The 23,664-nt window shown below is 42.8% G+C and carries 26 protein-coding genes, 1 tRNA gene, 2 pseudogenes and 1 riboswitch; of the genes and pseudogenes, 22 read left to right on the top strand and 7 right to left on the bottom strand.

Features of this window, described 5'->3' with window-relative positions; genetic code table 11:
- The first annotated feature begins 83 nt into the window (after positions 1–83).
- The 8 genes and pseudogenes from HHK01_RS10035 to HHK01_RS10000 all read left to right on the top strand — a co-directional run.
- Positions 84–1,553 carry a spore germination protein gene (locus HHK01_RS10035; protein ID WP_170007660.1) on the top strand — a complete coding sequence of 490 codons (1,470 nt, stop codon included), beginning with the start codon at positions 84–86 and terminating at the stop codon, positions 1,551–1,553.
- 375 nt (positions 1,554–1,928) lie between these two features.
- On the top strand, positions 1,929–2,159 hold the full coding sequence (locus HHK01_RS10030) for a YqgQ family protein (RefSeq protein WP_170007659.1): 231 nt from the start codon (positions 1,929–1,931) through the stop codon (positions 2,157–2,159).
- Positions 2,156–3,133: an ROK family glucokinase gene (locus HHK01_RS10025; RefSeq protein ID WP_170007658.1), complete on the top strand. Its 978-nt coding sequence runs from the start codon at positions 2,156–2,158 to the stop codon at positions 3,131–3,133. The genes HHK01_RS10030 and HHK01_RS10025 overlap by 4 nt, the downstream gene beginning before the upstream one ends.
- Before the next feature lie 311 nt (positions 3,134–3,444).
- The gene (locus HHK01_RS10020; RefSeq protein WP_170007657.1) at positions 3,445–5,331 is read left to right on the top strand and encodes an LTA synthase family protein; all 1,887 of its coding nucleotides are present in this window, start codon (positions 3,445–3,447) and stop codon (positions 5,329–5,331) included.
- 105 nt (positions 5,332–5,436) lie between these two features.
- The gene (locus tag HHK01_RS10015; protein ID WP_170007656.1) at positions 5,437–6,615 is read left to right on the top strand and encodes a M14 family metallopeptidase; all 1,179 of its coding nucleotides are present in this window, start codon (positions 5,437–5,439) and stop codon (positions 6,613–6,615) included.
- A 103-nt stretch (positions 6,616–6,718) separates the two neighbouring features.
- On the top strand, positions 6,719–7,852 hold the full coding sequence (locus tag HHK01_RS10010) for a YqgU-like beta propeller domain-containing protein (RefSeq protein WP_170007655.1): 1,134 nt from the start codon (positions 6,719–6,721) through the stop codon (positions 7,850–7,852).
- 314 nt (positions 7,853–8,166) lie between these two features.
- Positions 8,167–8,469, top strand: a pseudogene (locus HHK01_RS10005) (transposase); the annotation flags it as partial.
- A 113-nt stretch (positions 8,470–8,582) separates the two neighbouring features.
- Positions 8,583–8,918 (top strand): annotated as a pseudogene (locus tag HHK01_RS10000) (helix-turn-helix domain-containing protein); the annotation flags it as partial.
- 334 nt (positions 8,919–9,252) lie between these two features.
- Here the strand turns inward: HHK01_RS10000 and HHK01_RS15605 are convergent.
- Entirely contained in the window at positions 9,253–9,450 is a 198-nt protein-coding gene (locus HHK01_RS15605; protein ID WP_228027536.1) for a transposase, read from the bottom strand.
- 425 nt (positions 9,451–9,875) lie between these two features.
- Between HHK01_RS15605 and HHK01_RS15945 the strand changes: the two genes are divergently transcribed.
- Positions 9,876–10,091, top strand: coding sequence for a hypothetical protein (locus HHK01_RS15945; RefSeq protein WP_407646904.1), 216 nt, complete (start codon positions 9,876–9,878; stop codon positions 10,089–10,091).
- A gap of 372 nt (positions 10,092–10,463) precedes the next feature.
- On the opposite strand, the gene HHK01_RS09995 is transcribed toward HHK01_RS15945, so the two are convergent.
- Positions 10,464–10,838 carry a hypothetical protein gene (locus tag HHK01_RS09995; protein WP_170007653.1) on the bottom strand — a complete coding sequence of 125 codons (375 nt, stop codon included), beginning with the start codon at positions 10,836–10,838 and terminating at the stop codon, positions 10,464–10,466.
- A gap of 231 nt (positions 10,839–11,069) precedes the next feature.
- On the opposite strand from HHK01_RS09995, the gene mobV reads away from it, so the two are divergent.
- Both mobV and HHK01_RS09985 read left to right on the top strand, forming a co-directional pair.
- Positions 11,070–11,633, top strand: coding sequence for a MobV family relaxase (gene mobV / locus HHK01_RS09990; RefSeq protein WP_170007652.1), 564 nt, complete (start codon positions 11,070–11,072; stop codon positions 11,631–11,633).
- A gap of 319 nt (positions 11,634–11,952) precedes the next feature.
- Positions 11,953–12,252 (top strand): group II intron maturase-specific domain-containing protein, encoded by a 300-nt coding sequence (locus HHK01_RS09985; protein ID WP_170007651.1) that lies wholly within the window; start codon positions 11,953–11,955, stop codon positions 12,250–12,252.
- Between the two features lie 294 nt (positions 12,253–12,546).
- Here the strand turns inward: HHK01_RS09985 and HHK01_RS09980 are convergent, their stop codons facing one another.
- On the bottom strand, positions 12,547–12,717 hold the full coding sequence (locus HHK01_RS09980; RefSeq protein ID WP_170007650.1) for a DUF2759 domain-containing protein: 171 nt from the start codon (positions 12,715–12,717) through the stop codon (positions 12,547–12,549).
- A gap of 167 nt (positions 12,718–12,884) precedes the next feature.
- On the opposite strand from HHK01_RS09980, the gene HHK01_RS09975 reads away from it, so the two are divergent.
- Positions 12,885–13,526 carry an MBL fold metallo-hydrolase gene (locus tag HHK01_RS09975; protein WP_170007649.1) on the top strand — a complete coding sequence of 214 codons (642 nt, stop codon included), beginning with the start codon at positions 12,885–12,887 and terminating at the stop codon, positions 13,524–13,526.
- Between the two features lie 55 nt (positions 13,527–13,581).
- On the opposite strand, the gene HHK01_RS09970 is transcribed toward HHK01_RS09975, so the two are convergent.
- Positions 13,582–13,821, bottom strand: a complete 240-nt coding sequence (locus tag HHK01_RS09970; protein WP_170007648.1) for a DUF2626 domain-containing protein — start codon at positions 13,819–13,821, stop codon at positions 13,582–13,584.
- 203 nt (positions 13,822–14,024) lie between these two features.
- Positions 14,025–14,096: transfer RNA gene (locus HHK01_RS09965), tRNA-Gln, on the bottom strand.
- 180 nt (positions 14,097–14,276) lie between these two features.
- Between HHK01_RS09965 and comGA the strand changes: the two genes are divergently transcribed.
- The 9 genes from comGA (at position 14,277) to HHK01_RS09920 (ending at position 19,340) form a co-directional block, all read left to right on the top strand.
- Positions 14,277–15,386, top strand: a complete 1,110-nt coding sequence (gene comGA, locus HHK01_RS09960; protein WP_322619366.1) for a competence type IV pilus ATPase ComGA — start codon at positions 14,277–14,279, stop codon at positions 15,384–15,386.
- Positions 15,364–16,401: a type II secretion system F family protein gene (locus HHK01_RS09955; RefSeq protein ID WP_170007647.1), complete on the top strand. Its 1,038-nt coding sequence runs from the start codon at positions 15,364–15,366 to the stop codon at positions 16,399–16,401. Before comGA ends, HHK01_RS09955 begins: the two co-directional genes overlap by 23 nt.
- A gap of 387 nt (positions 16,402–16,788) precedes the next feature.
- Entirely contained in the window at positions 16,789–17,106 is a 318-nt protein-coding gene (comGC, locus tag HHK01_RS09950; RefSeq protein ID WP_170007646.1) for a competence type IV pilus major pilin ComGC, read from the top strand.
- Positions 17,087–17,539: a type II secretion system protein gene (locus tag HHK01_RS09945; RefSeq protein WP_170007645.1), complete on the top strand. Its 453-nt coding sequence runs from the start codon at positions 17,087–17,089 to the stop codon at positions 17,537–17,539. Before comGC ends, HHK01_RS09945 begins: the two co-directional genes overlap by 20 nt.
- Entirely contained in the window at positions 17,520–17,834 is a 315-nt protein-coding gene (locus tag HHK01_RS09940) for a hypothetical protein (RefSeq protein ID WP_170007644.1), read from the top strand. The genes HHK01_RS09945 and HHK01_RS09940 overlap by 20 nt, the downstream gene beginning before the upstream one ends.
- A complete protein-coding gene (locus HHK01_RS09935; RefSeq protein ID WP_170007643.1) occupies positions 17,776–18,237 on the top strand; it encodes a competence type IV pilus minor pilin ComGF in 462 nt (153 codons plus the stop codon). The genes HHK01_RS09940 and HHK01_RS09935 overlap by 59 nt, the downstream gene beginning before the upstream one ends.
- Complete coding sequence (locus HHK01_RS09930; protein WP_170007642.1) at positions 18,231–18,599, top strand: hypothetical protein; 369 nt, start codon at positions 18,231–18,233, stop codon at positions 18,597–18,599. Before HHK01_RS09935 ends, HHK01_RS09930 begins: the two co-directional genes overlap by 7 nt.
- 9 nt (positions 18,600–18,608) lie before the next feature.
- Positions 18,609–19,130: a shikimate kinase gene (locus HHK01_RS09925; protein WP_170007641.1), complete on the top strand. Its 522-nt coding sequence runs from the start codon at positions 18,609–18,611 to the stop codon at positions 19,128–19,130.
- A gap of 30 nt (positions 19,131–19,160) precedes the next feature.
- Complete coding sequence (locus tag HHK01_RS09920) at positions 19,161–19,340, top strand: YqzE family protein (protein WP_170007640.1); 180 nt, start codon at positions 19,161–19,163, stop codon at positions 19,338–19,340.
- A 150-nt stretch (positions 19,341–19,490) separates the two neighbouring features.
- Here the strand turns inward: HHK01_RS09920 and HHK01_RS09915 are convergent, their stop codons facing one another.
- Positions 19,491–20,303 carry a YqhG family protein gene (locus HHK01_RS09915; RefSeq protein ID WP_170007639.1) on the bottom strand — a complete coding sequence of 271 codons (813 nt, stop codon included), beginning with the start codon at positions 20,301–20,303 and terminating at the stop codon, positions 19,491–19,493.
- Complete coding sequence (locus HHK01_RS09910) at positions 20,281–21,966, bottom strand: DEAD/DEAH box helicase (protein ID WP_170007638.1); 1,686 nt, start codon at positions 21,964–21,966, stop codon at positions 20,281–20,283. The genes HHK01_RS09915 and HHK01_RS09910 overlap by 23 nt, the downstream gene beginning before the upstream one ends.
- Positions 21,967–22,289: 323 nt before the next feature.
- A riboswitch (glycine riboswitch) is annotated at positions 22,290–22,378 on the top strand.
- A 183-nt stretch (positions 22,379–22,561) separates the two neighbouring features.
- Between HHK01_RS09910 and gcvT the strand changes: the two genes are divergently transcribed.
- On the top strand, positions 22,562–23,656 hold the full coding sequence (gcvT, locus tag HHK01_RS09905) for a glycine cleavage system aminomethyltransferase GcvT (RefSeq protein WP_170008749.1): 1,095 nt from the start codon (positions 22,562–22,564) through the stop codon (positions 23,654–23,656).
- Positions 23,657–23,664: the final 8 nt, after the last annotated feature.

The raw sequence follows: 23,664 nt of genomic DNA, 5'->3' as shown, positions 1-23,664 counted from the left end.
TATGAACATACACGTATGTTTCAAGGAAGTTTTGTCCATGATGGGAAGAGGAAAATGCTGGATTGGAATGTGGTGATGATATTATGAGTAAACAAAAAGAGCAAGAGAAACTGCCTGTCTCCTCTTCAATTAAGGAAAATGTAGAGCAATTGAATCACTTGTTACAAGTAGACAAAAGCTTTGATGTGATTCGTTTAGATTTGCATTATGCCGGAAGAGATATGGCGTTGTTTTTAGTCGATGGATTCGTGAAAGATGACATCATGCATCATCTACAGGAGTTTCTATTTCGTGTATCAGCAGATGAGCTGGACGAAAATCCTGTCGACAAATTAATGAAGAGGTATATTCCGTACATCGAGATTGGAAAAACCGACGATTTGAATCATGTGGTCAATCAAGTGCTTGCTGGACCGGCGGCATTGGTGGTTGATGGAATAGCAGAAGTGATTGTAATTGATGCAAGAACGTACCCTACTCGCGGTCCACAAGAACCAGACATTGAACGTGTAGTTCGAGGCTCACGCGATGGATTTGTCGAAACGATTGTATTTAATACGGCTTTAACGAGAAGAAGGGTTCGGGACAAATCATTACGTATGGAGTACTTTCAAATTGGAAGAAGGTCGCAAACAGATGTCGTTATTTGTTATTTGGAGGACATTGCTGAAGAAGATCTTGTCCAGAGCGTGAAAGATACCATCCAGCAAATCGATACAGATGGACTCCCTATGGCCGAAAAGACGATCGAGGAGTTTATTAGTGGCAGACATTGGAATCCCTATCCTTTAGTTAGATATACGGAAAGACCCGATACGGTCGCTGCACATCTGTATGAGGGACATGTGTGTGTCATTGTCGATGGTTCTCCCAGTGTAATGATTACACCGACTACCTTTTGGCATCATCTACAGCACATTGAGGAATATAGAAACAAACCTCTCGTCGGTGCGTATCTCCGTTTTGTACGCTTTATAGCGGTGTGGGCATCAATTTTTCTTTTACCGCTCTACTATCTATTTGCAACGGAGCCTAATTTATTACCCGGACCCCTTGACTTTCTAGGTGTGAAAGAAACAGGAGAGGTTCCCCTTCTTGCTCAGTTTCTCATTATTGAAGTCGGGCTAGACGTATTGAGGATGGCTGCCATTCATACCCCGTCAGCATTAGCAACCGCACTTGGACTTGTTGCGGCGTTAATGATAGGGGATGTGGCTGTTCAAGTCGGATTGCTGACAAATGAAGTAATTTTGTATTTATCTATTGCAGCAATTGGGACGTTTGCAACACCGAGCTACGAATTGAGTTTAGCGAACAGAATTGTACGTATTGCTATGCTAATCGCTACAGCCATCTTCGGCGTGTACGGATTTATTGTGTTTTTTACGCTATGGATCGTGGGACTTGCTCGCATGCGTTCGTTTGATGTCCCGTATTTATGGCCATTCATTCCGTTTAATTACCGAGCCTTCCGAGACGTGCTTTTACGCTCACCCATTCCATTAAAAAACCGACGACCGAGATTCCTACACCCAAAAGACCCAGACCGTTAGAAAAGCGGAAGGCGGTTGGTCAGGGGAACCCGCTCGTCTGTGAACCGGAGGGAAAGTCGATCTTCAGACTTTCGCGGAGGGGCACAAACGAGTGCGGTCCCCTACCGCCTGGAGCTAGACAGAGAAAAGCGGAAGGCGGTTGGTCAGGGGAACCCGCTCGTCTGTGAACCGGAGGGAAAGTCGATCTTCAGACTTTCGCGGAGGGGCACAAACGAGTGCGGTCCCCTACCGCCTGGAGCTAGACAGAGAAAAGCGGAAGGCGGTTGGTCAGTGGTTTGGATTCGCATGGAATCGCAAGAAGTGTTGAATCGGCAAAAACGTTGGAGAGTCGTGTCAAAATCTTGTATACTCATAGGTAGATGAGGTGAATTTGGCATGAACACTATTTATGATGTCCAAGTACTCTTAAAGCAGTTCGGTACCATTCTCTATGTTGGGGAGCGTGTCGCAAACTTAGAACTTATGGAGATGGAAGTCAAAGAGTTATACCGCGCGCAAATTATAGAGCCGCACACCTTTCAATCCGCAGTACATATATTGCGAAAGGCAATCGAAGAAGAGAAAAGCAAGAACGATCGCCAGCAAGGGGAGGAACAAAAACGGTGAAAAAGGGAATTGTAGCGATTGACTTGGGCGGTACAACAATTAAGTGCGCCCTGTTATCCTCTTTAGGGGAGTTAATTGAGAAGTGGGAAATCCCGACAAATAAAAGTGATGGTGGGGGCCATATTGTGCAAGATATTGCCCTCACTGTGGAAGAGGCGCTTCACCGACATCGATGGGATAAACAGGACGTGCTGGGCATTGGTGTAGGAGCTCCGGGTGCTGTAGATAAGGAAAAAGGTCTCGTTTTAGGCGCGGTTAACCTCGGCTGGAAGGGCGACCTTCCATTACAAATTGAGTTGGAAAAAGCCACTGGATTACGTGTAGAAATCGATAACGATGCCAACTGCGCAGCTCTAGGTGAGAAGTGGAAAGGCGCTGGGGATGGAGAGCCGAATCTTGTATGCGTTACGCTTGGGACCGGCGTAGGTGGCGGCGTGATTGCGAATGATCGCATCGTTCACGGTGCTGGTGGGGCGGCGGGTGAGATTGGTCACATGACGATGATCCCTATGGGGGGAGCTCCGTGTAATTGTGGTAAAACCGGTTGTCTCGAAACGATCGCATCTGCAACAGGAATTGTTCGAATCGCTCAGGAAAAAAGAGCAAAGGCAGTCAAGGTAGAAAGTTTATCCCCATTTGTAATGGATCTTTCAGAACATGACATGACAAGTCAGCTTGTTTTCCAGTATGCCCAGCAACAAGATGATGTTGCACTCGAAGTTGTGCAGGAAGTTTCGGAAGTGCTCGGACTAGCCCTTTCCTACATAGCAAATACTTTGAATCCAACGAAAATTGTAATTGGAGGCGGTGTTTCTAAGGCTGGAAATACGCTCATGTACCCAGTGAAAACAGCCTTTCAAAAGTTTGCGTATCCGAACGTAGCGCGCACGACGGACCTTGTTTTTGCGCAACTCGGAAACGATGCAGGCGTATATGGTGCAGGGTATTTATTGCTTGAAAATTCTGGTGCATAGAAAATTTTTCGATAGAACGTACAACATAAGCTCACACTAGAAACAGGGACTGAAGGATGGTTCTTGTTTTTTTTTTTTATCATACTTTTGTCCTGATTTTTAACAGTTCGATGAAAAATGAAACTTTTTTAATGTCTGCTCGTCTATAGTAGTGTGTAAAGGGGAGACATAAAATTGTAAATAGTACGTGTGAATTCTGGTTGCCTTTTTGTAAAAAACGTATTAAGATTAACCATGATCTTTCATGTAGAAAAAAATTGGAATGACTTTACCGTATTTTTCGCTCTGTTGATGTTGGGAGGAGAATTTTTATGAGATCACGAGCGTTTCCTAAAGTAACGTTGTTAGCCGTTGCAGTACTATTGCTTTGGTTAAAAACGTACGTAGCCTATCAAACTAGCTTTGATATACCCATTGAAAATTGGAAACAAGAGTTAATATTACTAATCAACCCATTGAGCTTTATTTTATTTATTCTTGGACTCAGTATGTTCTTCCAAGGAGCAGGAAGAAATCGATACATGTACATTGTATCGTGGATTGTAACGGGAGTGTTATTTGCAAATATTGTGTACTATCGATTCTTTAACGACTTTATTACGCTCCCTGTATTATTTCAAACGAGCAACATGGGGGACCTTGGAAGCAGTGTAAACGAATTAATCATGTGGACAGATTTACTCTATTTTATAGACCTACTCGTTATTGGTTGGATTCTTTGGAAAAAGCCACAAGTTTTCCATAATCGCCCTGTTACGAAAATGGCTCGTCGTGCGTATTTTCTAGTTGTAGTCGCGATTGCCTTCTTTAACTTAGGGTTAGCAGAGACAGAACGCCCTGAATTGTTGACGCGTACGTTTGACCGAGAAATTTTAGTGAAAAACATCGGAACCTATAACTATCTTGTTTATGACGCCTATTTGCAGTCGAAATCTTCTGCACAACGAGCGTTTGCTGATGGTAGTGAACTTGACAGTATTGAAAATTATGTTTCCGCAGAGTACAAAGAGCCGAACGAGGACATGTTTGGAGTGGCGAAAGGGAAGAACGTCATTCTCATTAGCTTGGAATCCACGCAAAGCTTTGTATTTGGTGAGAAAATCAACGGTGAAGAAATTACACCTTTCTTGAATGACTTTATGGAAGAGAGTCTTAACTTTACTAACTTTTACTCTCAAACAGGTCAGGGAAAAACGAGTGACAGTGAATTCCTCTTGGATAATTCGTTGTATCCATCGAGCCGTGGTGCCGTCTTTTTTACTAACGCTTTAAATGAATATCGCGCAACACCAGAAGTGCTAGGTGAGAACGGATATTACACAGCCACTTTACACGCAAACAACAAAAGCTTCTGGAACCGTGATGTTATGTACAACACGTTAGGATACGATCGTTTCTATTCGTTGACCGATTATGAAGTGACTGAGGAGAATTCGGTCGGTTGGGGACTAAAAGACATACCGTTTTTCGAACAGTCGATTCAGTATTTGAAAGAAATGAAACAACCTTTTTACACGAAGTTCATTACATTGACAAATCACTTTCCATTTGAGCTAGACGAAGAAGACCGTATGATCGATGAGTATGATTCGAACAGTGAAACATTGAACCGCTATTTTCCAACGATTCGCTATGAAGATGAAGCGGTGAAAACTTTCATTCAACAATTAAAGGATGAAGGGTTGTATGAAGACTCGATTATTGTTATTTACGCTGATCATTACGGAATTTCAGAAAATCATAACGAAGCAATGGGACAATTCCTAGGCAAAGAAGTGACACCGTTTGTTTCTACCCAATTGCAGCAAGTACCGTTAATGATTCGGATCCCTGGCATGGAAGGGAAGCAGATAGATACGGTAGGTGGTCAAATTGATCTACGCCCTACATTGCTCCATTTGCTAGGTATTGACACAAAAGATGATATCCAATTTGGAGCGGATTTGTTCGCTGAAGACCGCTTGGATTTTGCCGTATTGCGTGATGGGTCTTTCATTACGGATAAATACCTATATACGAGCGGTATTTGCTATGATAAAGCAACGGAAGAACCCGTGGAAGATGCAGCGGTTTGTGATCCGTATATAGAAAAGGCAGAAAAAGAGTTAAGTTACTCAGATGCAGTCGTTTCAGGTGATCTTCTCCGTTTCTACGAAGAAGATCGACAAGGAGATAGCAACACTGATGCAGCTGAATAAAAGCCAAAAGACCTTATGCCCATCTTTGGGTGTAAGGTCTTTTTATCGTTCGGGTGAGAATATACATACCTTAAACGATAAGCACGCACAGGAGGTAGGGAATATATGCAAATGCAGTTTAAGTATTTGACGATGCTTACCCAAATTAGTGAGTGGTTTAACATCCCCATATTTGCTTTAGAAATCATTAATCCTAACCCAATTACGGCAAGAGGCATATGCAAAATACCTGGATATATCCGTGATAGCTATACTGTCAAAAAATTTGATTCGATAGATGGTCTGGCTAGAAAGTGTGGGGTGCGCCCGGAAGCAATTTTACTTTTAAACCAGATGGAGCAAGAAATATTGCGGGAAGGTGAGACAATAGAAATTCCGTGGCAAGTGAAAAGTTCTATTGTCAATCCGCATTTTGGTTACGATCACTCCCGTGTGGAGCAGGACATTCAAACTCTGTATGAAATGTATAGCATGTTTCAGGTGAGAGTAATCGGTGAAAGTGAACAAGGCAGATCTATTACTGAGATCACTATAGGTAATGGACCGTTACATGTACATCTAAATGCTTCTTTTCATGGGAACGAATGGGTTACGACCAACGTCGTCATGCAGTTTGTGCAAGATTATGTCCACGCGATAGCGACAGGAGGGCACTTGTATGGGATCCCAGCAGAAACGTTATACACGGAGTGTACATTGTCTGTTGTGCCTATGGTGAATCCTGATGGTGTAGAAATTGCCCAGTACGGCCCACACGATGAAGAACGTCCCGTTTATCGAAGTATGCTTCTTCATGAGGGGGTCACTTTTCAAGATTGGAAGGCAAACGCTAGAGGGGTCGATTTGAATAATCAATTCCCTACAAATTGGGAAATCGAAAAGAATAGAAAATGGGCAAAAATACCTGCCTACCGAGATTATCCAGGGGCAGCTCCTTTAACTGAAAAGGAGGCGATTGTCATGCAAAAACTTGTAGAGGAAAAGCAATTTCACAGAGTCGTTGCACTTCATACGCAAGGAAAAGAATTTTATTGGGGATATGAAGGAATCGAACCGAAAGAAAGTGCCTTACTAGCAGCGCGTTTTGAGAGAGCAAGTGGATATAAGGCTGTACAAATGATTGACAGTCATGCAGGATTTAAAGATTGGTTTATTGCAACTTACGAAAAGCCAGGATTTACAATTGAATTAGGAGAAGGGGTAAATCCGCTCCCAATAGAGCAGTTCGAAAGTATTTATCGAGATGTTATAGGCATTCTCGTAGAGGCAATCCGTCCGTTATAGGAATCATTTCCTGCTTGGATAGGCTTTTTGTCATCTCTTTGTAAAAAGTGAAACATTTCGACGATCAATTCGTCTTATAAAGAGAGATGGAAGGGGGCGGATCGTGAATAAAGAGAAAATTCGTATTGGATGGGTTGCTTTGCTCTCTTTCGTCCTCCTGATCACTGGGTGTAGTGGAACGGAAAAGGTCATAGAACCCACTGATCAACAAGGAGAAGGAGAGTCACCTTTAGCAGAGGAAGAGGAAGTGCTAGGTGAGAAGGACAAGTGGCTTCCGATGCGTTTTGTAGAAAGTGTGTTAGAAGAGATCGTCGGTTTTCTCGACGAAAAAACAATTGTGTACACGACAGAAGAAGACGGTGTGTCATCTGTTCTTACATATAATGTATTTTCAGGAGACGTAACGCTTCTTTATAAAAAAGAAAGCATAATTTCGGAAGTAGCCATCGAGCCAGTGAGTCGTCAAGTAGCATTGTTTACCTCACCTGGACGAGGTGAGGAAGGTGAGATAACCATCGTTAATTCTGTAGGGAATACGATCTATTCTGAGGCTTTTTCTGCTTCGGAAATTACATTGGAACCATCTAGTTTGGCTGGATGGGAAGTCACTGCCTTTCAACCAGACTGGTCATATGAGCATTTTTTATTAACGAATGATGGGCTAGATGCAGTTGATATAGATGTGCCGTTTTACGTACGTGTGAATTCAGGTGCGATTGCTTACTTAGACTGGGATCCAACAAAGTCATCGCTCACGACTAAAGCGAAGTGGAATGGGGTTTCCGGTGGGGAGCGTGTCCTTTCTTCACAAGCTTATGCTATAGAGGACATGGGGGAATATGTTGTTGTGTTCGCTACTCAAGAAGGAAAAAATAAGGGGATGGTATCCTTCTTTGATGGTATGGGGAACGAAGTATTTTCCTATCAAGCGCCATACCTCTCTCAGTATAGTACGTGGCAAGTTCCTTTCTTCTCATATGATGAGGTGAAAAACGTGCTCTACATCATTCATCCTGAAGAAAGTGGAAATGTGGACACATATGACGGTTTGTTCCAAATGTACGAAGTAAACCTCTCAGTGAAAGAGAAACGTCCTCTATTTGAAGTTCCAGAACAAGCAAACCTCGAAATGAGTACAGATGGTAGACACCTTCTATATGGAGTATTGACGAGCGAAGTCATTCATCTAGAAACTGGGAAAAGAGAGCAGTTTGTCTTTCAAGAAACAGAGCAATAAAAAACCACTGACAACAACTTGCGAAGGGCGTGACGCATGAAGATGGAAAGCTCTACATCATACGAAGAGAACCGTGGAAGTGAGCAGAAGACGCGAAACCGAGGTGGAACAGAAGGGTACACCGCTCACCACTAGGATGTGGGAAGAAAGGATTGTAACACTAGTTACCTGTCAACTCCATCCTATGAAAGGGAAACGGAAGGAAACGAGATGTAACTCTCCACGTAGAAGGAGTAAAGTGATGACGAAACGAGTATGGTACAGCTTATACGATAAGGTATTTCGGCGGAATAACTTGATGGGTGTATTTCGCAAGTGAAGGGAAGAACGTCTTTTGGTATGGCTACAAGGGGCATCTGGCTGTCGGCACATCGAGTCAATACATACTACAGACCCTTTTCTCATCGGGTAGTCTGAACGATGGAAAGGCAGCGATCCCACTATTAAAGGGGATTCATGAACGTCTCGCTCTTCCGACATTACGCTATCAGACCATGGACGCTGGCTATGATTATGACCCTATTTATGAACAAATACATCGAATGGGGCATCAGTCCATCATTGCGTATAACAAGCGAAATGAGCCAGAACCAGTAGGATTTAATAAACACTATGCGCCTATGTATATAGTAACCTAAAAGTGAGCCACTAAAGCAATTGAAAACTGAGCCACTTTTGATAGACAATAACCCTAATGAACTATTAGGGGGAAATATCAGGAGTGATTACTTTGACAAAGAAACAAACCATTATTCAGTTATATTTGGAGGGGATGAGTAAGCGAAAGATTGCCAAAAATACTAAAAAGTCCCGGAATACAGTAGATAAATACGTACAAGAGTTTGAGAAAGGTAGAAATGAGGATGTTCGTAATCTGGCAATTACTGAGGAGATTATGAGACCATCCACTTACAAGGAAATAAAAGGGAGAAAGAAGGTATTAACAGAAGAGGTCAAGAACATTCTACGCGATTACATAAAGGAAAATGAGTGGAAGAGAAATCACTACATGAGTAAGCAACAAATGAAGAAGATTGATATGCATGAAGAGCTAGTGGAGGCTGGTTGCCAAAAAAGGAAGCCTAAATTAGTTTTTAGCTATTTTATTTTGGCTCTGTTAAAATGGCTGTTGATTTCCGTTCCAGGTGCTCGCTTTCCGCGGGGTGGGCGGTGAGCCTCCTCATCGCTTTCGCTCTTGCGGGATGAAATGCGGAAGCAGACCGCTGTAGCTAGACACGTCTCACCTGTCCCACTAATCCCGCAGAACAAGGAAGAAAGGCTAAAGGCGCCACGTCCTGTGGCAACGCCTTCCTGACCCACGTCCTGTGGGCCTCCACTCCAACCAACAGGGTGCTAAGTATTATTTTTGCGTCACATCACATCCTTTGCTACAATTAAATTCAGGTGAATCTTACTTGAATTGGTGTATCCAGTTCAGCTAAATCCTTGTCTGTTACTATGCGACCACGGATCGCTTCAAACAGATCCAAGGATTTTTCTTTGATCGTTTTTTTCACCTTCTTGATTACGCTAGAACCGTTTTCATAGAGCCGCATCAGAATATCCGCTATTTGCGTCAGGAGATAATGGTTTTTCATGGCTCTGTAATGATGACTATTCGTGCGTTCGATGTAATAACGTCATTTAGAATAAAAGAAACCCAAGAATGGATGAAAGTGAGTACAAACAGAGTGGCTCAAAATTAAATTGCGAAATGGCTCACTTTTCACTTGCGAAATACATCTAAAGCCAAAGAACATCTTTCAGAGGGAGCAAGACGGACCGCTTCCACATTTCATTCCCGCAGGAGAGAAGCGACGAGGAGGCTCACGGCCCGCCCGTGGAAAGCGTCCGCCTGTAGCGGAAATCAACAACCTTGTTCAAGCGGTACGAATCAAGAAAATTTTTAAGTAACTACTATTCTGCTGGTCTGTGTATTTTTAAAAAGAGCAATCATGAAATTGATTCAAATGAAAAGAGTTTCTTCAAAGAGTGTGATGGATGGATTCGAAGAAGGCTTCGAATGGTTCAATTACGAAGCTGGAGAAAGATCAAGAAATTCCATTGGATGTTAAGGAGAGCTGGGTGGAAAGAAGACCTCCCCGATATGCGAATGACGGCATGGCGTAGTTCCATTACACCAGAAGTTCATTATGTGATGAACGGTAAGTTCTTCAAAGCCAAAAACTTAGTTCCATTAGTCAAACTTTATGATGAACGCTATCTCCAAAGGGGATAAGTGGAAGGGCCGCATGCGACGACCCGCACGTGTGGTTCTGTGAGAGGGGTGGTTAGTAATGACGCCCCCTACTCGATTGTGTTTGGAATAATAGTACTTTCTTACTTTTTTAAACCCACTCGAATATTCTGCGTACTATAAATTCACAGATTGTGTTAAAATGTTACAAATAGTAAGGGTGAAAGGAGAGTTGTATGAAGAAAAAGCACTTTTTTCTGGGGATCATTACTGGGATGGTTATTCTGGGAGTATTAAGATGGTTAGGTTTACCTATATAATAATTTTGTCTGTGTTTGTGACATTATGATTTTTAGAAGTTTTTTAGGAAGAAAAATAGAAAAGAGGTGTAAAAACACCCCTTTTCTATTTTTTTTACTTTTCTTCTTCTTTTTCTGGATCTTCTGCAGTAATTGGACAAGGAAAACTAGTACAATCGTTTGGTTCGACGACTCCTCCAGATTTCACCACTGCTGATGAATATAAAGGTGTGCTTAAGTAACCAACAACTGTTTCTTCAATTTCGTTTAGTCCCCAACTTACCCATTCTGATGGAGCACTTCCTGAAATATAATCAATTGCTCCGTCAACAAACCAGGCAATAACCATACCTCCAAAAAAGACAGCTTTCGAAGCAGAATTGCTATCTTCTTCGGGATTTTCAGGGTTTTCAGGGTTTGGTTCAAGTCCAGAGTCTGGTGGTAGTACAGGTGGTTGTTCTGAATTTGCTGAAACACTAGCGAGCTGCATACTTCCAAAGATTAATGCGAGAGTGAAAAATGAGATTAGTAGCTTTTTGATGATAAACTCCTCCTCAATGCGAAATTTTGTCGTAATAGTTCTACAAAATGAATGTTAGCATTTTTTGGTTATCTTGTCTGGAAATACAATATAATCTTTTGAATAATATGGATTACTGGTTCACTTTTTAAAAAAGTATTGTAGAATCACAAGATAAATTTGCTCAGTTTTATTTTAATTATGATGTTGGATTTTAAAGCACTTTCTAATTTAAGGGGAAAAGACGCGGTAAAGCTTTGTGAGTTTATGGTTACGAGCAATAAGGATTTTTTTGAGAAGTTGACGCCGGACCAAGAAGAGAAGTTTATCAAAACGAGTTATGACTTTTTGTCCGATCGATATGGAAAGGACAATGTGGTCTATGCGGTGGTACATAAGGATGAAAAAACGCCTCATATGCATTTGGGGTTCGTGCCGGTCACAGAAGATGTCCGATTGTCGGCCAAGGAGCATTTTGGACAAAAGCTCCAGTTAGTTCAGCTGCAGGATGATTTTAATAAACATGTAAAAGCCCAAGGTTTTGAACTCGATCGTGGCGTATCGAGTGATCGAAAGCATGTCGCGCCCCACCGATACAAAGCGAAGGAACTAGAAGGTCAAGTGGCGGAGCTCAAGGAAGAATATAGCCGGGTGCGCGAACAACAAGAAAAAGAGCTTCTTGCGCAGAAGGCGGAAATTGAAAAAACAGAGGCTCGGCTTGTTGAAGTGAAGCAAGCTTTGAATGAGATCGAAGTGCCCCTGTAAAATTTGAGTGCAATCGAGGTAAAAACACCAGTTTTGAAGCGAGACCAGGTGCAGTTGAATCGAGAGGATTATGAGAATGTCTTTAAAACGGCTCAGAAAGGCTTAGGAGCGCATCGAGAAATGGAAACACTCAAAAAAGAGAATACTAGTCTTACGAGCGAAAATAAGTGCATGAGAGAGTTGGGGAGTCACCTAGGAACGCTCCAGCAGTCTCTAAAGGAGAAAACCTACTGTCCTAGACCGGTGAAAAGAGTGTATATCCCGAAAGACCAAAAGGGAGCTGACCGTCCACCACACCAAATCAAAAGTGGTGAATGTAATGGCAGAGTCCTTTGTGTTTCTTGGGTATCAGTTCTATCGACAATACAGAAAGATCGACCCGAAGAAGAAAGAGCGTTTCAAACAGAAGGTACGGGACATCACTAGAAGGAACCAAACGGTTGACCTGTTTACTCTCATTAAGGAAGAACTAAACCCTGTAATAAGAGGATGGGGAAACTATTTCAAGTACACAAATGAAATAGTTTCTTCAAAGAGTGTGATGGATGGATTCGAAGAAGGCTTCGAATGGTTCAATTACGAAGCTGGAGAAAGATCAAGAAATTCCATAGGATGTTAAGGAGAGCTGGGTGGAAAGAAGACCTCCCCGATATGCGAATGACGGCATGGAGGAGTTTCATTACACCAGAAGTTCATTATGTGATGAACGGTAAGTTCTTCAAAGCCAAAAACTTAGTTCCATTAGTCAAACTTTATGATGAACGCTATCTCCAAAGGGATAAGTGGGAGGAGCCGCTCGCGACGACCCGCACGTGTGGTTCTGTGAGAGGGGTGGTCAGCAATGACGACCCCTACTCGATTTTTTAGGGTGGCGTTACGTAGTCACGCCAAAAAGGACCAATACTTCCTTCTTTTAAGCGGCAGGCCAACCACTGTTAATAAAAGTCATGATAGAAAACCAGCCGAAGAGTGCTAGCGTCGTAAAACTAAGAGCGAACCCTAAAAGGTTTTTCTCCTTCAAAGTTCTATACGAACCAGCCGCTGCCACGATGGCTACTAGCGCAAAAATAATAGCTGTCCCCATGCTGAGACCTCCTTTATGCGCACATGATCGCGCTATCTAGCTCCAAAATGGTTGGAGTTTTTTATATAAGTTATTGTACCCATTTCCATTGCTTTTGTCGAGTTCAGTTTTTGCGAATTCTTTCCATCATACAGTACAATACACTCAAAGAGAAAGGAGAATAGTACATGCACCTACAATACAAAAGATATCCGCTTGGAGAATTACAAACGAATGCATACATCCTCTATACAAGCGATGGCGGTTGTGTGGTTATTGATCCCGGTGGAGATGAGAAGAAACTGATTCGACAAATTGAAAATAAATCCTTAGTTCCACAAGCCATTTGGCTCACGCATGCTCACTTTGATCACATCGGAGCGGTTGAAGGGCTGCGAAAGAAATGGAATATACCTCTTTATGTGCATGAGTGGGAAAACGATTGGTTAACGGACTCCAAAAAAAATGGCTCCGCTTTCTTCGGGCTAGGCAAAGTGGAAACAGAACGTGGTGCTGATCACTTTCTTGCTCATGGAGACGAGGTAACATGTGGAGGTTTGACATTGCGTGTTATAGAAACTCCTGGACATTCCCCTGGAAGTGTATCTTTTTATGAACAAGATACAGGTGTTGTTTTCAGTGGAGACGCGTTGTTTCAAGGAAGTATCGGACGAACAGATTTACCTGGAGGGAATTCAAAACAGCTACTACAAAGTATTCACGATCATTTACTCACACTACCAGAAGACACGGTTGTCTGCTCAGGTCATGGCCCTGAAACTACGATCGGAACGGAAATGGACATAAATCCTTTTTTACATGGATTTTAGGACTGTGCACATAACAAAAAAGCTGCCCATCTATTGGACAGCTTTTTTGTTATATTTACCCGCTTCCTGGAACCATTACAAATGTTGTGTAATACGTAAAACCTGCGAAGAACACGGTTAAATAAGCAGCAAACGCGTAAACGTACATTCGCTCGGACAGCTTCAAGTAACCTAAAAACACAAAGAATGCAGTGGAACCGAAAGAGATTAGTGAGGGCTCCAATAGATCACCTAGATAGAAAAAAACCGCAAAGATCCCAGTCCAAAAACCGCAAACTCGAAACATACGATCCATGTATGTATCCTCCCTTCGACAAAGGCCATGTATTTCTATTATACGAAGACCCATTCCAATTGTAAATAACCGTTTCCATTGTACTTTAACTATAGAAAAAGGCAAGAGATGCTCTGGTGACAAAGTGCTCACCGAACCCATTTTAGTATACCCCATGTCAGGAAAAAAAAACGGATGGTGAAAGGTTTCACCATCCGTTAGAACTGGGCTAGCTGGATTCGAACCAGCGAATCACGAAGTCAAAGTCCGTTGCCTTACCGCTTGGCTATAGCCCATCGTTATGAATCAACAGTAGTTATGATTTCCGCATGTTGCTTTTCTATCCAAACTTTTTCGGAAAAATAAATGCTTAGGTAACAACAAGAAGTGATGTTGTTACTCGACAACCATTATGATGGCCAACATTCATCAATTTATTCAAAAATAATGTAGAAAAAAAGAAGGAGTACTACTTAATGTGTCGAAAAAGTAAAGGGACGACAAGAAAGGTGGTGAAACTGATCGAATCAATCGAACAAATAGCATCCCAACTTTTAGAGCAAGCGTTTCAATTGCAAGCTTCTGATATTCACTTTTCTCCTAGAAAGCACGATACACACATTTATTTCCGCCTTCATGATCAGCTTCTTTTGAAACACAGGTGGCCACATTCCGATAGTGAACGACTCATCAGTCGATTCAAATTTTTTGCCTCCATGGATATTGGGGAAAAACGAAGGCCGCAGAGTGGCGCTCACTTTCTTTACGTTCATGATACTCCTGTCCATTTACGCTTTTCTACGCTACCCTCGTCTTTTGGCGAAAGTCTTGTCATCCGGTTGATGCCTCAAACTACCCAAGTATCCTTACATGAATTGTCATTGTTCCCATCCATCACGCGTAAACTTTGTTCTCTAGTCCAACACGCACACGGACTTCTCATATTCACAGGCCCAACTGGCAGTGGTAAGACCACTTCTGTGTACAGCCTCATTCAGTACGCCTCACAGATAGAGAGACGACACGTTATTACATTGGAAGATCCCGTTGAACAAAAAAGTGAAGACATGCTTCAAGTCCAAGTTAATGAAAAGGCAGGTATTACTTATGCCACGGGGTTGAAAGCAATTTTACGTCACGATCCTGACGTTATTCTTGTCGGTGAAATACGTGATGAAGAGACAGCGCGTGTGGCCATTCGGGCTGCAATGACTGGACATCTTGTGTTGACGACGATGCACACGAAAGATGCGGCTGGTGCTATTAGTCGGCTTCAAGAGCTTGGGATACCGAAACAAGACATTCAAGAGACACTTATCGGCGTGAGTGCACAAAGGTTAGTGAGACGTGTTTGCCCCATTTGCGGAGAAAATTGTCGTCCGTATTGTCCGTATCATGAAAAGAGAAGAGCGTGTATTTGCGAATTGTTAGCAGGTCGCGACTTGCAACACTTCTATGAAGGAAAACAAACTGTCAGACCCCCATACACGTTGGATCGGTGGTTGCGCAAGGCAATTTGTTACGGGTTTGTCCCAGAAGAGGAATACAAAAGGTGGAAATTACGTGAAGAAGCTCCCACTCCATGAGCAAATTGCCTTTTGCGATCGTATGTACAAATTATTAAAAGAAGGATATGCAGTCGGGACAGCGTGGCATCTTATAGAAGCGACGTGTCGTCCAAAGTGGAGAGGTGTTTATGAAGAGGGCCGTTTGCAGTTAGAGAAGGGTGTCTCTCTACATGAAGTAACGGAATTTCATTTGCAGCTCCATCCGACCATAACATTAAGCTTGTATGTCGCTGAGCAATCTGGGCAGCTAGCAAAGGGATTTTACGAAGCTGCCCGTTTGCTACAACGAAGCCGAGAAGATTCAACACAGTTCAAAAAAGTACTGCAGTATCCGCTCGTACTTACGATGATGACGGTATTTGTTCTATCTGTTGTAAAAGAAACATTTTTACCTCGAATTCTCCAATTATACGATCAATTTCAAGAAGAGAAAACGTTTTTCATGAGTTTATTAATCGCTTTCGAAAAGACTCCACTTGCTTCCGTCGTAATTGGAGTGGCTAGCATGTTAGTTGTGCTCCTATTCTTCGTTGGAAAATGGATGGCTCATCATCCTTACCGCACCCGACAATTGCTTGTACAATTTCCTTGGTTGCAACAGTTTTTCCGTCACCAACATGCGTTCACTGTATCCCTGTGGCTAGGATCCCTCATGCGCTCTGGCTGTTCTTTACAAGAAGCCATTGCCTCCCTTCTTAAAACGCCGACTTGCTTACCACCATGGTTTACCGTTTTGCTTCAAGAAATGGAAACAGAACTCCAGAAGGGTCATTCCTTTTCTTCTTTAACTGTGTCCCATCCTTTGTTCCCAAGAGATTTTTCGCTCGCACTTGCTTACGGAGAACAAAGAGGACATATTGCGGAAGTGTTTCTACTGGTAAGCACAGAAAGCTTTCAACAGATGACTGAGTGGGTTCGCCATGGAATTCGCATGTTGCAGCCGATTGTACTTGTAGGGTTTGCGATCATTGTCGTCGGGCTGTACATTGTGATTCTTTTTCCGATGCTACAAATGACGAACTTTTCATCATGACATGCAAAGAATAATAAATAACGGCTGTGTTCGTATTCTTTGTTGTTTTTACTAAACAGTTGACCCATGTTGCGACGTACCGCACATTCATAGTGCTTGAATACCGCTCCGGAAATACACTTCGCTTTCCGCGGGCTCCGCGCTGAGCCTCCTCGTTCGCAAAGTACGCTCTCTGCGGGGTCTCATCGTCTCCGCTATTCCGCAGGAGTCTACGTGTATTTCCTCCGCTGGTTTTGACTCGCCATCTGTTCGTTGAATGCAGCGGAAATCAACATAGCAGTATGTCGCATCATACAGCTGTTGTGCAATAAAACTTCTCATCTAAAGCAACAACCTTTTAGAAAACAGCCTAAATACTAAATAAGAGAGACAAGGAGGTCATCATTGATGCCTGCATTAAACCGGGATGAACGAGGATTTACATTCATTGAAATGATGCTTGTGCTTCTCGTCATTACCATTTTACTCGCTATTACGATCCCTAATTTAGCTAAACAGAGTGCGTCGATTAAGGAAAAAGGATGTGAAGCGTTTTTACAAGTTGTTGAAGCGCAAGTGCAAGCTTACGAAATGGACACTGGCGCGTTTCCAACGACACTGACTCAATTGCAAGAGGCCGGATATATCCAAGCAGAAGGGTCTTGTGGTGATACAGGTCAAGTAGTTATTCAAGGAGACGGATCTGTTGAGTATCAACCTACGTAATCAAGATACTAGAGGATATACGTTTGCGGAAGTGCTGATTGTGTTACTTTGCTTGAGCGTGGTACTTTCTGTTGTTGCTCATTTTGGTGCAGTGTGGAGCCAACGCACAGATAAAACCTCGTTCTTGCGTGTATTTACCGAGGATTTGCTTACGGCTCAACAGCACGCACTGACGACTGGAAAAACGGTGGCTGTACGACTATATGCTGAAAGTGGACGTTACCGCATCTATACAGTAGAGGAAACGCTTGCAGATCGTACTTTCTCAACAGAAGACGTTCTTTTCCAAAATAGTGCGATGCGGTCTTTCCGGTTTGATGGGGAAGGAGACATAGCCCCGTTTGGATCGATATTTGTTACGGTTGGCGGGGTACTGTATCGGCTCACTTTTACAATTGGAAAGGGGGAGTGGTATGTTACAAAGCTCTCCTAAGCAGAAAGAGGCAGGAATTGCACTTTGGGATGCGCTACTAGGCATTTTATTCTTTGCGATTGTTATTTTGCTTGTAGGGAATGTTGCGATAGTCACAAAAGTTCAATCCTATCAACTGGAGGAACAACGTCTAACTCAGGCTGTGCTTCATAAGATACTCGAACTGGAAATCAGTAGAGAAGCCACCTTCTCACCTGAAATACAATGGCGTATTACTGATGAGGAGGTGTGCGCTATTGGTACGTACAACAGAATCGTCTGCATGCCACGACGAACAAGGATTTACACTCGCTGAGGTGCTTGTAACCATCCTCCTATTATCTCTACTCACGCTTCTGTTTACCCCTCTCACTCAATTAATGACACGTGGAACAGAAATAACGTCCATTCAACAATCTTACAGTCGTCAACAACTCGTCTTACAAAAAATAGCTACAGAGGTACAGCAAAGTGAGGAGGTAGCGTGTCTTGAAAAAGGCATCCGTTCACAACAAGGGAATGACATGATCCGCTATGAACAGAAAGGCAGCTTTGTGATGAGAACAGTGAATGGGGCAGGGTATGAGCCTGTAGCGAGGGATGTGAATACATTTATGTGCCAAGGAGATGGACTTGTAGAGATCACCATTCAAACGACGAACAATCCCATGCAGAGCTTATGGGTTCGCTCGTGGAAACAGGAAGAACGTTTATGGTAGGGAACGAAAAAGGAGTCATCTCTCCTTATCTTCTTTTGTTCACTACGATGTTGCTTTCTTTTTGGCTCATTTTGTTTGCGACTACTCCCACAATTCATATGAGATGGAAAGACGAAAGAGATTGGTATAGAGAACAATTGGCGGTGCAACTTGCGCTTGAAGAGGTAAGAACAGTAGCGTGTACAGACTATGAAGAAGTTAGGTTTGTCTGGGACTTTTATGAAGTGGGGTTTTCGAGCCTGAAAAAAGAAACAGGGGAATGTGGATGGTCCTGGAATCTGTACCGAGATGGAAATCCCACAATGCGATCAGGTGAAATATGGTATGATGCTATCAACAAATTAAATAGTGATTTGAGGTGATTCTCTACAATGCAGACAACGTCCTCTTTGTTCCTAACAGGTTTTATGGGAGCGGGAAAATCTACAATAGGAAAGCGATGGGCAACATACTTGAAGGTTCCTTTCTTCGATCTTGATACGGAAATAGAAGCTTATTTAGGCTGTTCTATACGAGACTATTTTTTTACCTATGGAGAGGGTGCATTTCGCAAGGTCGAGACGCTCCTTTTGCAAGAAATCATAGGAAGGGAGCAAGCGGTTGTCGCAACAGGTGGTGGCATCGTCGTGAGTGAGGAGAACAGACACTTTTTGAAGCAGCAACCATCTGTTGTTTACCTCGCGACACCGTTTTCGGTTTGTTATGAGAGAATTCTTCATGATAAGAATCGACCAGTTGCAAAAGAGAAAACAAAAGAACAATTAGTAGCATTGTATGAACAGAGATTGCCACTTTATAAAGAAACCGCACAATACGAGATAAATCCGACATTGTATCTACAAGAAGAGCTTGTAAAATATGTAGAAACGTTTAAACCTTTTTCTCACGGGTAACCCTGTAGGTAAGAGAAGGGGGTCTGGAATATGTCTTTTCATGACTACGTTCGGTTCATGACGGAGACGTTTGTGAAGCATTTTGAAAAACCGAAAAATGAACGAAAAGCGATACGTATAGAGCGGAAAACGGAAAGACAACCTTTTTTAACGAAATGGTTTGGAATTCTTCCGTTTGCTGTCACGCATTGGATGAAGAGAAAGCGATAAAGTGGTTGTCTCACGTTTTCTTTACCGGCGATTAATTGTGGAGATCCCTACAGTCTAAAAATTGTATGCGTTCAGAGTCTCATTGTAGCCTCTATATTCTCAAAGGTGGCTTCCTGATTTTTTTTGGAGAAGCCACCTTTTTTGTTGATGCTAGGATGTTTTGCTAAGGAAAGACTGGCTGACGTAAAAGATCCCACCGCCGATCGTTTCAACTTGTATCTTGGGCTCGTATTGCTCTTGGAGGGCTTTCTGCTCTGTAAGAAACGTCTCAGGGAGCTCGTCTATGCCTTCGTAAAATTGTTCTAGTAGCTGAAGGTCTTGCCGCCACCGCTCCCGTGCTTTTTGAGCCCACGTATCGTCTTGTGATTGCAAGTAATCCAATACCCAATTCCGGATTCGAGACATGCCACTTTGTGGACGGATCATAGGTGAGAGCGTAAAAGTGAAATCAGGTATTTTAGGAGTCATTTTTACTTGCTGCAGACGGTTATGAAAATTGTGTACCATTGTCCCGTTTTGTAGCTGTAAACCAATAGAGTGAAGTTCTTCGCGTGTTTGATGCGACTGAAAGGTAAGCTTTAATTGAACACCTAGCCAAGGTTGCAGCGCCACATTCCTATGAACTTGCTGATTTACAAGGATACTTTCGTACAACCGTAAATGGGAGGACTGTTCTTTGGCAACACGGAAAATGTGATGAAGTCTTGGGGATCCGAAGTGGATCACTTCTCCTTTTATGTCCTCATTCACAGCGGATGGCTCAGTAATTAGAGTAATCCTCATTGGGTTTGGCACTCCTCCAATTTTTTCGAGGTAGTGCCAGTAAAAGGGCCGATTCATCAATTCTTTATCCATGTCTACAGTGAGCTGCACCGTAAAGTATCCGACTCCTTCTTCAGTAATTGTACAATTGTTTTGAAGAAAGAAAGACCGCAAAAATTCATGAATTTCCTGCTGTTGCACGGGTAGATTCTCCTTTCATTTGCTCAGCTAGCTCAACCATTGACTCTAAGTTGGCGATTTTAATGCGCATTTCACCTTCTGATTGTGAGTGATGGAAAATGTCAGTGAAATGATCATCCACAGTGCCAAATTCCAACTGAGTCAAAATGTCGTCCAGTTCACCAACCACACGTTTAAACAGTTCTATCTTTTCATGGAGCAGCTTCAAAATATGCTCCTCAACGGTGTCTTTTGTAGCGAAGTTGTATATGCGCACGTCTTCCTCTTGCCCAAGTCGATGGATACGACCAATACGCTGTTCGAGACGCATCGGGTTCCAAGGTAAGTCAAAGTTGATAATGTTATGACAAAATTGTAGATTGATTCCTTCGCCACCTGCCTCAGTGGCAATTAATACTTGAGCCTTGCTACGAAACAACTCTCTCATCCAATCTTTTTTTCCTCTTTTAAATCCGCCACGAAACGGGACGGATGTTATGCCGTGTTGCTGTAGAAACCATTGCAAGTATAGTTGAGTTGCTCGGTACTCGGTAAATACAATCACTTTGTCGTCAATCTGTTTGATCAGCTCAACCATTTTCTCTGCCTTCGCGTTTTCGGTGGCTTCCTCAATGAGGCTAAGTAATGGTTGTATTCGACTGTTCATTTCCTCAGAGGGGGTTTCTTGTTTTTTTATCATGTTTTGCAGTGTCATATAAACAGCTTCTCTACTACTACACGCTTCTCTTTGAAGGGTCATGTAGGAAAAACCTGTGGCAAGTCCCGTATCACCCTTTCGTAGTGTGCTAAGTTCATCATACAATTTTCTCTGAGCAGGCTTCATATCGATCGTCACCGTTTCTACATGACGTTTTGTCCACTCAATCCCCGTATCCTCACGACGATTGCGAATCATCACTTTATTTATGAGTTCTTTTAAATGAGCTTCTTGCTGGAGGGATCTTTCTGCACGATCATATTTGTCCGCAAAGTCTGCGAGATTTCCAAGATGTCCAGGCTTCAATAACGACACCAAGTTGAAGATCTCTTCAATGCGATTTTGCACAGGTGTTGCGGTTAAGAGTAAACAAAATCGCTTTTTTAACTTTTGGATAAAGGCATAGTTTTTCGTTTTATGGTTTTTTAGTTTGTGTGCCTCGTCAATAATGACAAGATCGTACGACTGGGCGAGTACTTCCTCTTGATGTGTGGCTCGTTTCACAGTATCTAAAGACGTAACCATCACATCAACTTGAGACCAATTATAGCTTTTTCGATACATGATGGCCGGAATGTGAAATTTCGAAATAAGCTCTGTCGTCCACTGTGAAACGAGTGATGCGGGTACTAATAGTAATACTTTTTTTACGAGCCCCCTCACCATGTACTCTTTTAGAATTAACCCAGCCTCTATCGTCTTCCCAAGACCTACTTCGTCGGCTAAGATCGCCTTTCCGTTCATTTCTTGTACAACTTGACGAGCTACTTCAAGCTGGTGAGGGAGAGGGGTGAAGCTCGGAAGAAACTTGGGTGCTTGCATTTCTTCAAAGGAAGGGATATGTAGCGCTTGTTCTGATTTAAGAGCAATGTTGTGTAAGCCCCAATCTCCCCACGGACCGTCCTTCTCTAGTCGTTGCAATAATTCTTGTTCCCAATCGTCGTTCCAATGTACCTTAATTTCCATTGCGGATTCCCTCCTTGACTAGCATCTGGGCTGCTATCCGTTCATTTAAATAGTTTGCGTGGCTCTAGAAACAGTATGCGGAACCTATTTCTACTAAGTGTTTTTATCACGTCATTAACTGATTCGCTATTTTTTGTGAAAAGCACATAAAAAGGATTGCTTCTTTCTTTTATGTAGTGGTAGGATTATGGTGAGAAATGTGACATACTATTCACAAAGTGTAGTCGTAGTATAACCACCTTAGGGATACTTTATAAGGAATGCGGACTAAGATCATGACGCAACGTCCGCCCTACTCGCATTGTGCGAGCATAATATAGCGAATGACATGATAGGGAGAGACCAAACTATTGGCGCCGAAGGGGCAAGCGAGAATCGTGAAACTCTCAGGCAAAAGTACTTATCATGGACGCACCTCTGAATGGAAAAAAGTGAGTCGTGGATGCGCTCATTTTTTTCGCCGGACACCTCCTATGTTTAGTGAAGCCGGAACAGGACAGAGAAGACGATGTACAGTCGTGTTCTTTGTCCTTTTTTTGTTCGTCCGAAGAGGATGCTTCCGCTTGTAACCGTTTAGATATTGAAGGGGGAATTAATCTTGAAACATACACCGTTGTTTGATGCGCACGTTCGTTTAGGAGGTAAACTGATCGACTTTGGTGGCTGGGAACTTCCTGTGCAATATTCGGGGATTGGTGAAGAACACCACGCAGTAAGAACAGCAGCCGGTTTGTTTGATGTCTCTCACATGGGAGAAGTGACTGTTAAAGGAAAAGATGCTGAACGCTACTTAAATATGATGCTGACAAATGATGTGGAGAAATTAAAAATAGGTCGTGCACAATATACGGCGATGTGCTATGAAGACGGTGGCACAGTAGACGATTTGCTCGTTTATAAACTTGACGATGCATCGTATTTGCTCGTTGTGAATGCGGCTAATTCGGACAAAGATTTCCAGTGGTTGCAAAAACATACAGGAGAGTTTGATGTGCGTGTTGAAAACGTGTCACAAGAGTGGGCACAACTAGCTATCCAAGGTCCGAAAGCAGAGAAAATTGTGCAAACCTTGACGCATGTTGACCTCTCTTCCATTCGCTTCTTCGGATTTGTAGAAGATTGCCAGATTGCGGGGGTACCTACGCTCGTGAGTCGGACAGGTTACACGGGTGAGGACGGTTTTGAACTGTATTGCCCGGCAACAGCAGCGGAAAAATTGTTCGCGGCAATTTTGGAAGCGGGTAAAGACGAAGGACTACTTCCATGTGGTCTTGGTGCGCGTGATACCCTTCGATTTGAAGCGAATTTGGCGTTGTACGGCCAAGAGTTGACACGCGATATTTCTCCTTTGGAAGCGGGTATTGGTTTTGCGGTCAAAACACAAAAAGAGGCTTATTTCATTGGAAAAGAAGCGCTCCATGCACAAAAGGAAGCAGGCTTAACAAGGAAGCTAGTAGGGGTTGAAATGATAGATCGTGGCATCCCAAGACACGGTTATGAAGTAGTCGCTTCAGGTAAAGTGATTGGAACAGTTACTTCTGGAACAAAATCTCCTACTCTAGAGAAATCGCTCGGACTTGCTATATTGGATGTAGATCATACAGAGCTTGCAACTGAAGTGTATGTAAATATCCGCGGGAAGGAACGAAAAGCACAGGTTGTCTCGACGCCATTTTATAAAAGAGGATAAGAGGGGGA

The organism is Bacillus fonticola (genome assembly GCF_012955605.1).
Taxonomy (GTDB): Bacteria; Bacillota; Bacilli; order Bacillales; family JC228; genus Bacillus_CG; species Bacillus_CG fonticola.
Note: the sequence above shows the minus strand (reverse complement) of the source record. Positions and strands in the feature narration are given on the sequence as shown.